This is a genomic window from Kitasatospora sp. NPDC058046 (genome assembly GCF_042885595.1).
Taxonomy (GTDB): Bacteria; Actinomycetota; Actinomycetes; order Streptomycetales; family Streptomycetaceae; genus Kitasatospora.
Window position 1 is genome coordinate 362832 of record NZ_JBHVRS010000008.1, and the last position, 11663, is coordinate 374494.

9 protein-coding genes are annotated in these 11663 nt (G+C 72.8%); 5 read left to right on the forward strand and 4 right to left on the reverse strand.

The genetic code is table 11. The annotated features are described in order from the left end of the window. The first annotated feature begins 8 nt into the window (after positions 1-8). Entirely contained in the window at positions 9-635 is a 627-nt protein-coding gene (dhaL, locus tag ACFVU7_RS19520) for a dihydroxyacetone kinase subunit DhaL (RefSeq protein ID WP_375873161.1), read from the forward strand. A 350-nt stretch (positions 636-985) separates the two neighbouring features. Here dhaL and ACFVU7_RS19525 read toward each other — a convergent pair whose 3' ends face one another. Further along, positions 986-2158, reverse strand: coding sequence for a PP2C family protein-serine/threonine phosphatase (locus tag ACFVU7_RS19525; protein ID WP_053112039.1), 1173 nt, complete (start codon positions 2156-2158; stop codon positions 986-988). A gap of 193 nt (positions 2159-2351) precedes the next feature. On the opposite strand from ACFVU7_RS19525, the gene ACFVU7_RS19530 reads away from it, so the two are divergent. After that, positions 2352-2570 (forward strand): heavy-metal-associated domain-containing protein, encoded by a 219-nt coding sequence (locus ACFVU7_RS19530; protein ID WP_049651134.1) that lies wholly within the window; start codon positions 2352-2354, stop codon positions 2568-2570. Positions 2571-2635: 65 nt separating this feature from the next. Next, entirely contained in the window at positions 2636-4882 is a 2247-nt protein-coding gene (locus tag ACFVU7_RS19535; RefSeq protein ID WP_388046123.1) for a heavy metal translocating P-type ATPase, read from the forward strand. 94 nt (positions 4883-4976) lie between these two features. Here the strand turns inward: ACFVU7_RS19535 and ACFVU7_RS19540 are convergent, their stop codons facing one another. The 3 genes from ACFVU7_RS19540 to ACFVU7_RS19550 all read right to left on the reverse strand — a co-directional run bounded on the left by ACFVU7_RS19540 (position 4977) and on the right by ACFVU7_RS19550 (position 10005). Next, positions 4977-5696 (reverse strand): SDR family NAD(P)-dependent oxidoreductase, encoded by a 720-nt coding sequence (locus tag ACFVU7_RS19540; protein ID WP_049651142.1) that lies wholly within the window; start codon positions 5694-5696, stop codon positions 4977-4979. 556 nt (positions 5697-6252) lie between these two features. Continuing rightward, positions 6253-7542 (reverse strand): citrate synthase, encoded by a 1290-nt coding sequence (locus ACFVU7_RS19545; protein ID WP_049651143.1) that lies wholly within the window; start codon positions 7540-7542, stop codon positions 6253-6255. 225 nt (positions 7543-7767) lie between these two features. Further along, positions 7768-10005, reverse strand: a complete 2238-nt coding sequence (locus tag ACFVU7_RS19550; RefSeq protein WP_388046125.1) for an ATP-dependent RecD-like DNA helicase — start codon at positions 10003-10005, stop codon at positions 7768-7770. Positions 10006-10196: 191 nt separating this feature from the next. Here ACFVU7_RS19550 and ACFVU7_RS19555 point away from each other — a divergent pair, with 191 nt between their 5' ends. Next, the gene (locus ACFVU7_RS19555; protein ID WP_388046126.1) at positions 10197-10988 is read left to right on the forward strand and encodes a VOC family protein; all 792 of its coding nucleotides are present in this window, start codon (positions 10197-10199) and stop codon (positions 10986-10988) included. Positions 10989-11087: 99 nt separating this feature from the next. Then, positions 11088-11549 (forward strand): GNAT family N-acetyltransferase, encoded by a 462-nt coding sequence (locus ACFVU7_RS19560; protein WP_380745001.1) that lies wholly within the window; start codon positions 11088-11090, stop codon positions 11547-11549. Positions 11550-11663: the final 114 nt, after the last annotated feature.

Genomic DNA, 11663 nt, shown 5'->3' on the forward strand with positions numbered 1-11663 from the left:
GACGCACGATGGACTTCGACACCCCGCTGGCCGAGGCCTGGGTCCGCGCGATCGCCGCGGCCGTCGAGAAGGAGCGGGCCCGGCTCACCGACCTGGACTCCGCGATCGGCGACGGCGACCACGGCAGCAACCTCCAACGCGGCTTCGCCGCCGCCCTGACCGCCCTGGACGGCCTCCAGCCCGCCGGCCCCGGCGCCGTCCTCACCAAGACCGGCACCACCCTCATCTCCAAGGTCGGCGGCGCCTCCGGCCCGCTCTACGGCAAGGCCTTCCGCGCCATCGGCGCCGCCCTGCCCGACCCTGCCGACCCGGCCGCCGTCGCCGAGGCCCTGTCCGCCGGCCTGGACGCCATCCGCCTCCTCGGCAAGGCCGCCCCCGGCGACAAAACCATCGTGGACGCCTGGACCCCGGCCGTCGCCGCCTTCCGCGCCACAGCCGCCACCGGCGCCGACCTCCCCACAGCGGCCGCAGCGGCCGCCGACGCCGCCGAACAGGGCGCCCGCGACACCATCCCCCTCCAGGCCCGCAAGGGCCGCGCCTCCTACCTCGGCGAACGCAGCATCGGCCACCAGGACCCGGGCGCCACCTCCACTGCCCTCGTCTTCCGCACCCTCGCCGACATCACCACCACCTGACCCCCACCCACCGCCCCCCACACCCACCCCACCCGCTTCACCCCCCACCTCCCGCACCAGGGCCACCTCCCCCACCCCCACCCACCCGCACCAGGGCCACCTCCCCCACCCCCACCCACCCGCCCCTCCCCCCAGCGAAAGGGACGCGCTGCGGGAGGGGGTGGCGCAGGGGGTGGCCGCGGAGAGGGGCGTGACGGGTGATTTTCAGACTGCCAACGGTCTGAACGCCCCACCTCCAGGGTTGGCAGTCTGAAAATCATCCAGCCCCCGGAGCGACCACCCCCGGAGCCACCCCCGGCCCCCCACCCTCCCGAAAGCCCACCCCCACAGAAGACCCCCGCAGAGCCCCCTCACCCATCCGTCCGCACGATCAGCAGCAACAACGCGTCGTCCCGCAACTCCCCACCCGTATGCGCCAGCAGGTCCGCGTACACCCGCCCGACCGCCGTCTCCAGCTCCCCCTCCGAGCGCGCGGCCCCCCGCACCAGCGGCCCGACCCGCTCCGCCAGCGGGTAGAACTCGCCGCTCGTCCGGTGCCGCGCCTCAATCACCCCGTCCGTGCAGAGCACCAGCACGTCCTCCGCCCCGAACGGCTGGGCCCAGGTGGTCGGCTCCCCCGCCGCCAGCCGGCCGAGGCCCAGCGGCACCCACGGGTCGGGCGCGTCCAGCACGTGCGCCCGCCCCTCGTGGTCCACCCGGATCGGCGGCACGTGCCCGTACTGCAGCAGCTCCATCGCCCCGGGCGTACGGAACTCCGCGAACAGCGCCGTGGTGAACTCCCCGTCCGGCACGTGCCGTTCGACACTGGCCTCGATCCGCGCCGCGACGCCCCGCAGTCCGGCCTCGTCGTACGCCGCCTCGCGGAAGGCGCCCAGCACCACGGCCGCGGTCTGCACGGCGGCCAGTCCCTTGCCCCGGACGTCCCCGACCGCGACCCGGGTGCCGTGCGGCGTCTCCAGCACGGAGTACAGGTCCCCGCCGATCCGTGAGGCGTCCGCCGCCGACACGTACCGCACCGCGAGCCGCAGCGGCCCGACGGTCGGCCCGGGCAACTGCAGCAGCGCCCGTTGGGCGGCTTCGGCGACGGAGCTGACGGCCGCGAAGGCCGCCGCGCGCCGCATCCGGATCTTGGCGACCCAGGCCGAGAACAGCGTCAGGACGACGTAGCTGACCATCGCCCCGTACAGGAAGCGGGCGTCGTTGATGTTGTCGACCTCGTCGTGGTGGCTGAGCCCGAACACCGTGAGCAGCCCGAGCGAGCAGACCAGCAGCAGTTCGCGGGGTTTCAGGGTCAGTGCCGCGACGGTCGGCACCACGGTCATCAGCGGGGCCAGGTAGCGGTCCTTGCCGGAGAGGAAGTCCGCGAGCCCGACGAGCAGGACGGCGATCAGCGCCGGGGTGGCGCGCCGCCAGAAGGGCACGTCCTGGAGGTCGGCGGCGAGCAGGGCGCCGCGCTGCCGGTCCGGCGGCAGTCCGGCTGCCGTGGGAGCCGAGGGAGACTGGGCGCGGCGGAGCGGAAACACATACCGAACATAAGGGACGATCACCGCGGAAGCCCGACCGGCCCTGGCCCCCGGCGTTCCCGGGCGTTCCCGGGCGCCCCACCCCCACCACTCCCGGAATACCCTGGAGGGGTATGGTGTTGTCACAAGAGTCGTTGCCAGCGCCGCGCCCCGGGCGAACACCCGGGCCGCCCGGACCTCCCGGAGGCCCCCGATGTCCAGCACCATCACCTACACCGTGTCCGGCATGAGCTGCGGCCACTGCGAGAAGGCGATCAGCGAGGAGGTCTCCGCCCTGGCCGGGGTCACCGGGGTCGCCGCCGACGCCACGGCCGGGACCGTGACGATCTCCTCCGCCGCCCCGTTGGACGACGAGCAGGTGCGCGCCGCGATCGACGAGGCCGGCTACGAGCTGGTCGGCCGCAGCGCCTGAGCCACCCGGCACGGCGGGGCCGCCGCGGCGCCCCGCCGGCCACCCGCACCGAGGAGCTGATCCGCATGAGCACGTCCACCCCGGACCTCGGGGCCCGGGACCGGGTCGAGCTGTCGATCGGCGGGATGACCTGCGCCTCCTGCGCGGCCCGGATCGAGAAGAAGCTCAACCGGATGGACGGCGTCGAGGCCACGGTCAACTTCGCCACCGAGAAGGCCCGGGTCGACTTCGGCCCCGGCACCACGGTCGAGGACCTGATCGCCACCGTCGAGCGCACCGGCTACACCGCCGAGCTCCCCCCGCCCCCGGCCGCCCCCGAACGCTCCACCCGGCCCGAGCCCGCCGACCCCCTGCGCGACCGGCTGCTGACCAGCGCCGTCCTCGCCCTCCCGGTGGTGCTGCTGTCGATGGTCCCGGCCCTCCAGTTCACCGACTGGCAGTGGCTGGCCTTCGCGCTCACCGGCCCGGTCGTGGTCTACGGCGGCCTGCCCTTCCACCGCGCCGCCTGGACCAACCTCCGGCACGGCGCCGCCACCATGGACACCCTGGTCTCGCTCGGCACCCTGGCCGCCTTCGGCTGGTCCTGCTGGGCGCTGTTCGGCGGCCACGCCGGCCGGCCCAGGACGCACCACGACTTCTCGCTCTCGGTCGGCGACACCGACGCCTCGGCCACGCTCTACCTGGAGACCGCCGCCGCCGTCACCGTGCTGATCCTGCTCGGCCGCTACCTGGAGGCCCGCTCCAAGCGCCGGGCCGGCGCCGCACTGCACGCCCTGCTCGACCTCGGCGCCAAGGACGTCGCGGTCCTGGAGCGGGCACGCGAGGTACGGCTGCCGGTGGACCGGCTGACGGTCGGCACCCGCTTCGTGGTCCGCCCGGGCGAGAAGATCGCCACCGACGGCACGGTGGTCGAGGGCGCCTCGGCGGTGGACGCCTCGATGCTGACCGGCGAGTCCGTCCCGGTCGAGGTCACCGTCGGCGACGCCGTCACCGGCGCCACCGTCAACGCGGGCGGCCGGCTGGTGGTCGAGGCCACCCGGGTCGGCGCGGACACCCGGCTGGCCCGGATGGCCCGGTTGGTCGAGGAGGCGCAGAACGGCAAGGCCGCCGCCCAGCGGCTGGCCGACCGGATCTCCGCGGTCTTCGTCCCGGCCGTCATCCTGATCGCCCTGGCCACCCTGGTGGTCTGGCTGCTGGCCACCGACAGCTCCACCGAGGCCTTCACCGCGGCCGTCGCCGTGCTGATCATCGCCTGCCCGTGCGCCCTGGGCCTGGCCACCCCGACCGCGCTCATGGTCGGCACCGGCCGCGGCGCCCAGCTGGGCATCCTGATCAAGGGCCCCGAGGTGCTGGAGACCACCCGCACGGTGGACACCGTCGTCCTGGACAAGACCGGCACCGTCACCACCGGCCGGATGGCCCTGGTCGCCGTGCACACCGCGGAGGGCGTGGACCGGGCCGAGGCGCTGCGCCTGGCGGGCGCCGTCGAGCACGCCTCCGAGCACCCGGTCGCCCGGGCGGTCGCCGAGGCCGCCGCCGAGGCCGGCGCCCTGCCCGCCGTCGCGGACTTCCGCAGCGTGCCCGGGCGGGGCGTGGAGGGGGTCGTGGCGGGGCGCGCGGTGGTCGCCGGGCGCGAGGCCCTGCTGGCCGACCGCGCGCAGCACCTGCCGCCCTCCCTGGCCCGCGCCAAGGCCGCCGCCGAGGCGGCCGGCCGCACCGCGATCGCGGTCGGCTGGGACGGCGAGGCCCGGGCCGTGCTGGAGGTCGCCGACGCGGTCAGGCCGACCAGCGCCGAGGCCGTCGGCAGGCTGCGCGCGCTCGGCCTGACCCCGGTGCTGCTCACCGGCGACAACCGGGCGGTGGCCGAGGCCGTCGCCGCCGAGGTCGGCATCGCACCGGAGCACGTGCTCGCCGAGGTGCTCCCGGAGGAGAAGGTCGCCACCGTCAAGCGGCTGCAGGCCGAGGGCAAGGTCGTGGCGATGGTCGGCGACGGCGTCAACGACGCGGCCGCGCTCGCCCAGGCCGACCTGGGCCTCGCCATGGGCACCGGCACCGACGCCGCGATCGAGGCCGGCGACCTCACCCTGGTCCGCGGCGACCTCCGCTCGGCGGCCGACGCGATCCGGCTCTCCCGCCGCACCCTGGCCACCATCAAGGGCAACCTGTTCTGGGCCTTCGGCTACAACGTGGCGGCGATCCCGCTGGCCGCCGCCGGCCTGCTCAACCCGATGGTCGCGGGGGCCGCGATGGCCTTCTCCTCGGTCTTCGTGGTCACCAACAGCCTGCGGCTGCGCCGCTTCCGGCCCGCCTGAGCCGGCCCGCGCGAAGGCCCCGGACCGATGTCGGTCCGGGGCCTTCGCGCGTACGGGGCGTCCCGGGGCCCTCGGGGCGTTCGGGGGCCGGGCCTCAACGCCCCAGCAGCTCGCCGCCGTTGCAGTGCAGGATCTCGCCGGTGATGAACCCGGCCTCGGGCGAGGCCAGGAAGTACACCGCCGCGGCCACCTCGCCGGTCTCGCCGATCCGCCCGAGCAGGGTGCGGGCGGCCCGGCGGGCGACCTCGGCCTCGTCCAACCGCGGCCCGAAGAACTCGGTGCCCGCGACGGTGCCCGGCGCGACGATGTTGGCGGTGATGCCCGAGGTGCCCAACTGGGCGGCCAGGAAGTGGTTCCAGGCGTGCAGCGAGGCCTTCGCCGCACCGAACGAGCCGGCCCCGCGCAGGGCGGCGATGGAGCTGATGGTGACCACCCGGCCGGAGCCCGGGGTGAGCCGGTCGCGGACCGACTCGGTGAGCAGCACCACGGTCAGCACGTTGCGCTCGAAGTCGCCGCGCCAGCGCGCCAGCAGGGCGTGCGGCCCGCCGCCGACCACGGTCTCGCGGCTGCCGGCGTTGTTGACCAGGACGTCGATCCGCTCGGGCAGGTCGGCGAGCGCGGCCTCGACGGCGTCCGGGTCGGCGAGGTCGCACACCAGCGGGGTGACGTTCGGCCCGAGTCCGGCCGCGGCCTTCTCCAGGACCTCCCGGCGGCGGCCCACGATCACCACGTGGTCGCCGGCCTCGACGAACCGCCGCGCGACCTCGTACCCGATTCCCGTGCCACCGCCGGTGACGACGACGTTCCTGGCCATCTGCGCACTCCCTCCCCAGTTCCGCCGTCGCGCGGCGAATGTGCGCGACGGTCCGTACCGGAATGCCACGATTCCTATCACGCTCGGTTGCCGTGACTGCGGGGAGGGTGACGTCCGGCGCGAGCGAAGGTGTGATATGAGCGTGGTACGACGCGCACACGGAGCGTGGCGAGAGGCAGCTCACACCCCCCGGGCGTAACTTCTCGCACCCTGATACGTCTTAGGTTGGTAGTGCGGCAGTTTTTCCGGTGGGCGGGGACACGCTGAACGGCAACGTGTCCCCGCGCTTCCAGCGGGCTGTCGCCGACGGGGCTCCGGCGGGCCCCGGGACGGTCGTCGACCCTGACGGCCTTCGCGCACGACGCCGGGGTTCTGGCGGGCCTGGGACGCTTTGAGCGGCCGTCCCCGGCTGCGGCCGACCCCGGAGTCGTGCGCCGTACGGTTCCGTCCCCGCGCGGGCCCTCGGGCGCGCCACCGGGACGCGAAGGGGCCCGGCCGCTCTCGCGGTCGGGCCCCTCTCAGCTTCCGTGCGGGCCGGTGGTCGGCGCCGCTGCGGTCAGCGGGCGTCCAGCGGGACGTAGTCGCGGATCGCGGTGCCGGTGTAGATCTGGCGCGGACGGCCGATCCGGCTGGTCGGGTCGTTGATCATCTCGTGCCAGTGGGCGATCCAGCCCGGCAGCCGGCCGAGGGCGAACAGCACGGTGAACATGCTGGTCGGGAAGCCCATGGCGCGGTAGATCAGGCCGGTGTAGAAGTCCACGTTCGGGTACAGCTTGCGCGAGATGAAGAAGTCGTCCTTGAGGGCGTGCTCCTCCAGCTTGAGCGCGATGTCCAGCAGCTCGTCGCTCTTGCCGAGCTGGCCGAGGACCTCGTGCGCGAGCAGCTTGACCTGGGCGGCACGCGGGTCGAACGCCTTGTAGACCCGGTGGCCGAAGCCCATCAGCTTGACGCCGGCTTCCTTGTTCTTCACCTTCGTGATGAAGGCGTCGACGTCGCCGCCGTCCTTCTGGATGCTCTCCAGCATCTCCAGCACGGCCTGGTTGGCGCCGCCGTGCAGCGGGCCCCACAGGGCCGAGATGCCGGCCGAGATCGAGGCGAACAGGTTGGCGTGGCTGGAGCCGACCAGGCGCACGGTGGAGGTCGAGCAGTTCTGCTCGTGGTCCGCGTGCAGGATGAGCAGCTTGTCCAGCGCGTTGACGACGACCGGGTTGAGCTCGTAGTCCTCGGCGGGGACGGCGAAGGTCATCCGCAGGAAGTTCTCGACGTAGCTCAGGTCGTTGCGCGGGTAGACGAAGGGCTGGCCCATCGCCTTCTTGTACGCGTACGCGGCGATCGTCGGCAGCTTGGCGAGCAGGCGGACCGTCGACAGGTGGCGCTGGGCCGCGTCGAACGGGTTGTGGCTCTCCGGGTAGAACGTGGACAGCGCGCCGACGACCGAGGACAGCATGGCCATCGGGTGGGCGTCCCGCGGGAAGCCCTGGAAGAAGCGCTTGACGTCCTCGTGCAGCAGGGTGTGCTGGGTGATCTCGCGGTTGAACTCGGCCAGCTGGTCCGCGTTGGGCAGCTCGCCGTTGATCAGGAGGTACGCGGTCTCGATGAACCCGCCATCGGAGGCGAGCTGCTCGATCGGGTAGCCGCGGTACCGCAGGATGCCGTTGTCGCCGTCCACGAAGGTGATCGCGGACTTGTACGCGGCGGTGTTACCGAAGCCGTTGTCCAGGGTGACCAGGCCGGTCTGCGGGAGCAGCTTCGAGATGTCGAAGCCGGCGTTGCCCGCAGTGCTCTCGACGACGGGGTACTCGTACTCGCCGTCCTGGTACCGCAGTACTACCGAGTTGTCGCTCACGTCTTCCTCACCGACGAAATGAATCCTCTTCCAAGGTGCCCTGACTGTCTCTACCATCCCCCATCCGGAGGACAGTCGCGCACCCGGGGTGGCCCGAAAGGGCCCGCCCCTACAAAACCTGCTGCCGCAGCCGGTACGAACCGGACAAGATCGGCACCACCCTAGGCTCTGCCGTAAATCTCTTCACGTCAAGAGAACATTAGAGGCAACCATCCCGTTGGATAATCATCCAGCTGCGAGCCGATGGTCGAGTCCGGTATGCCTCCGACCTGCACTGACGGCCCGGACGGCCTGTCCGATCGCCTTGCGTGACCCCACCAGCACCACGAGTTTCCGTGCCCTGGTCACAGCGGTGTAGAGCAGGTTCCGCTGGAGCATCGTCCAAGCGGACATGGTGACCGGAATCACCACGACCGGGTACTCGCTCCCCTGCGAGCGGTGGATCGTCACCGCGTACGCGTGGGCCAGCTCGTCCAGTTCGTCGAAGTCGTACGCCACCTCCTCGTCCTCGTCGGTGAGCACCGTCAGCCGCTGGTCGTCCACGCTCAGCGCGGTCACCACTCCCACTGTGCCGTTGAAGACGCCGTTCCGCCCCTTGTCGTAGTTGTTGCGGATCTGGGTGACCTTGTCCCCCACCCGGAACGTCCGGCCGCCGAACCGGCGTTCGGCCAGCCCCTCCCGGGCCGGCGTCACCGCCGCCTGGAGCAGGGTGTTCAGGTTCCCCGCGCCGGCCGGGCCGCGGTGCATCGGCGCCAGCACCTGCACGTCCCGGCGCGGGTCGAAGCCGAACTTCTGCGGGATCCGGCGCGCCACCACGTCCACCGTGAGCCCGGCCGCCCGCTCCGCGTCGTCCTCGGCGAACAGGAAGAAGTCCGCCAGGCCGTCCGTCAGCGGCGGCCTCCCCTCGTTGATCCGGTGCGCGTTGGTCACCACGCCGGACTGCTGCGCCTGCCGGAAGATCCTGGTCAGCCGCACCGACGGGATCGGCCCGCCCTCCGCCAGCAGGTCCCGCAGCACCTCCCCGGCGCCCACCGAGGGCAGCTGGTCCACGTCCCCCACGAACAGCAGGTGCGCGCCCGGCGGCACCGCCTTGACCAGCTTGTTCGCCAGGATCAGGTCCAGCATCGAGGCCTCGTCGACGACCACCAGGTCCGCGTCCAGCGGCCGGTCCCGGTCGTACGCGGCGTCCCCGCCCGGCTTCAGCTCCAGCAACCGGTGCACCGTCGAGGCCTCCACCCCGGTCAGCTCCGCCAGCCGCTTCGCCGCCCGGCCGGTCGGCGCCGCCAGCACCACCTTGGCCCGCTTCGCCAGCGCCAGCGTCACGATCGACTTCACCGTGAACGACTTGCCGCAGCCCGGACCGCCCGTCAGCACCGCGACCTTCTCGGTCAGCGCCAGCCGGACCGACTCCTCCTGCTCCGGCACCAGTTCGGCCCCGGTCCGCTTCGCCAGCCAGTCCAGGGCCACCGGCCAGTCCACGTTCCCGAACCACGGCATCCGGTCCGCGTCCGAACGCAGCAGCCGCACCAGCTGGTTGGCCAGCGAGATCTCCGCCCGGTGGAACGGCACCAGGTACACCGCGGTGACCGGCTCGCCGCCCTCCCCCGGGACCGCCTCGCGCACCACGCCCTCGGCCGCCACCAGCTCCGCCAGGCAGTCGATCACCAGCCCGACGTCCACCTGCAACAGCTTCACGCCGTCCGCGATCAGCCGCTCCTCCGGCAGGAAGCAGTGCCCCTGGTCGGTGCTCTGCGACAGCGCGTACTGCAGGCCGGCCTTCACCCGCTCCGGGCTGTCGTGCGGGATCCCCACCGCCTGGGCGATCCGGTCCGCCGTCAGGAAGCCGATGCCCCACACGTCCGAGGCCAGCCGGTACGGCTCGTTCCGCACCACACCGATCGAACCGTCGCCGTACTGCTTGTAGATTCGCACAGCCAACGAGGTGGACACCCCGACCCCCTGCAGGAAGACCATCACCTCCTTGATGGCCTTCTGCTCCTCCCAGGCCGCGGCGATCTTCTTCGTCCGCTTGGGCCCCAGCCCCGGCACCTCGATCAGCCGGCCCGGCTCGTTCTCGATCACCTCCAGGGTGTCCGCCCCGAAGCGCTCCACGATCCGCTCGGCGAACCGCGGCCCGATCCCCTTGATCAGCCCCGAGCCCAGGTACCGCTGGATCCCCTGGATCGTGGCGGGCAGCACCGTGGTGTAGTTCTCCACCGTGAACTGCCGCCCGTACTGCGGGTGCGAGCCCCACCGCCCGTGCAGCCGCAGCGACTCGCCGACCTGCGCCCCCAGCAGCGCACCCACCACCGTCAGCAGGTCGTTCGCGCCCCGGCCGGTGTCCACCCGGGCCACCGTGTAGCCGGTCTCCTCGTTGGCGTAGGTGATCCGCTCCAGCACGCCCTCGACCTGCGCGAGCTGGCGCGGCACCTGCTGCCCGGACTGCGCCGCCTGCTTGCTCACCGGACCCCCTTCGACCGGTACGGGTGGACGATTCCGCTACGCACCGTACCGCCCCGCCCCGACACCCCGCCCCCGCCGGTGCGGCGGCGGCTGCCGTGCACCGCCCCGGCCGAGGTGCCAGGCTGGGAGGGACCGAGGGGGACCGCCGTCGACCACGCCCGCCCGGGCCCCGTCCGAGGAGCAGTGCCGCCATGCTCAACACCGACTTCCGCCCCGGTTCCCCGGACTGGCTCGACCTGAGCAGCCCCGACACCCGCGCGTCCGTCGACTTCTACACCGCGCTGTTCGGCTGGACCTTCGACTCGGCCGGCCCCGAGGCCGGCGGCTACGGCTTCTTCCAGCTCGACGGCCGGACCGTCGCCGCCCTGGGCCCGCTCGCCGAGGAGGGCACGCCGCCCGGCTGGACGCTCTACTTCGCCACCGAGGACGCCGACCGCACCACCGCGCTGGTCGAACAGGCCGGCGGCCGCGTCCGGTTCGCCCCCTTCGACGTCTTCACCGCGGGCCGGATGGCCGCCTACACCGACCCGACCGGCGCCGACTTCGCCGTCTGGCAGCCGCACGGCACCCGCGGCCTGGACGTCGTCACCGAGGAGGGCAGCCTCTGCTGGGCCGAGTGCTACAGCGTCGACGCCGAACTCGACAAGTCCTTCTACCGCTCCGTCTTCGACTGGCAGGAGCAGGACGTCCCGCTCGGCGAGGTGATGTACACCGTCCTCACCCCGGCCGGCGGCGGCAGCGACGACGCCCACGGCGGCATCATGCAGCTCGGCCCCGAACACACCGCGCGCGGCACCACTTCGCACTGGCTCCCCTACTTCGAGGTCCCCAACACCGACGCCAGCCTCGCCATCGCCGACACCCTCGGCGCGACCGTACGGATCCCGGCCATGGACGTGCACGGCGTCGGCCGCCTGGCCCAGCTGGTCGACCCGCACGGCGCCGTCTTCGCCGTCATCACCAGTGCCAAGCCCGGGGACTGACGCCGAGAGGGTCCCACGGCCCTTCAGAAGGCCCGGGAAGGGGTGCTACGGGCGTAGACAAGGCGCGGTGCGCCAGACAGGGGCCTCTAGTCTCTGATCATGACTGAAACGGCTGTTCTGACGATCCGGCGGGCCACCGCCGACGACCTCCCGGCGATTGTGGCCATGCTCGCCGACGACCCGCTGGGCGCCACCCGTGAGAGCCCCGACGACCTCACCCCCTACCGCACCGCCTTCGCCCGCATCGACGGCGACCCGCACCAGCACCTGATCGTCGCCGACCGGGCCGGCCGCACCGTCGGCACCCTCCAACTCACCGTCGTCCCCGGCCTCTCCCGGGCCGGCGCCACCCGCACGATCATCGAGGGCGTCCGCATCCACGCCGACGAACGCGGCAGCGGCCTGGGCACCGAACTGATCCGGTGGGCCGTCGACCGCTCCCGCGAACTCGGCGCCGACCTCGTCCAGCTGACCTCCGACGCGACGCGCACGGACGCACACCGCTTCTACGAACGGCTGGGATTCGTGGCCTCGCACGTCGGGTTCAAGCTCAAGCTCTGAGAACGCGCTCAAAAGCCCGGAAAACGCGAAGAACCCCCATCCGGGACCCGGATGGGGGTTCTTCTGAAGAATTGTTCGGCGGCGTCCTACTCTCCCACAGGGTCCCCCCTGCAG

What these genes read in the sequence shown, in the direction of transcription:
- dhaL (WP_375873161.1), top strand. Translation starts at nt 9, where the DNA reads ATGGACTTCGACACCCCGCTGGCCGAGGCCTGGGTCCGCGCGATCGCC.
- ACFVU7_RS19530 (WP_049651134.1), top strand. Translation starts at nt 2,352, where the DNA reads ATGTCCAGCACCATCACCTACACCGTGTCCGGCATGAGCTGCGGCCAC.
- ACFVU7_RS19535 (WP_388046123.1), top strand. Translation starts at nt 2,636, where the DNA reads ATGAGCACGTCCACCCCGGACCTCGGGGCCCGGGACCGGGTCGAGCTG.
- ACFVU7_RS19540 (WP_049651142.1), bottom strand. Translation starts at nt 5,696, where the DNA reads ATGGCCAGGAACGTCGTCGTCACCGGCGGTGGCACGGGAATCGGGTAC.
- ACFVU7_RS19555 (WP_388046126.1), top strand. Translation starts at nt 10,197, where the DNA reads ATGCTCAACACCGACTTCCGCCCCGGTTCCCCGGACTGGCTCGACCTG.
- ACFVU7_RS19560 (WP_380745001.1), top strand. Translation starts at nt 11,088, where the DNA reads ATGACTGAAACGGCTGTTCTGACGATCCGGCGGGCCACCGCCGACGAC.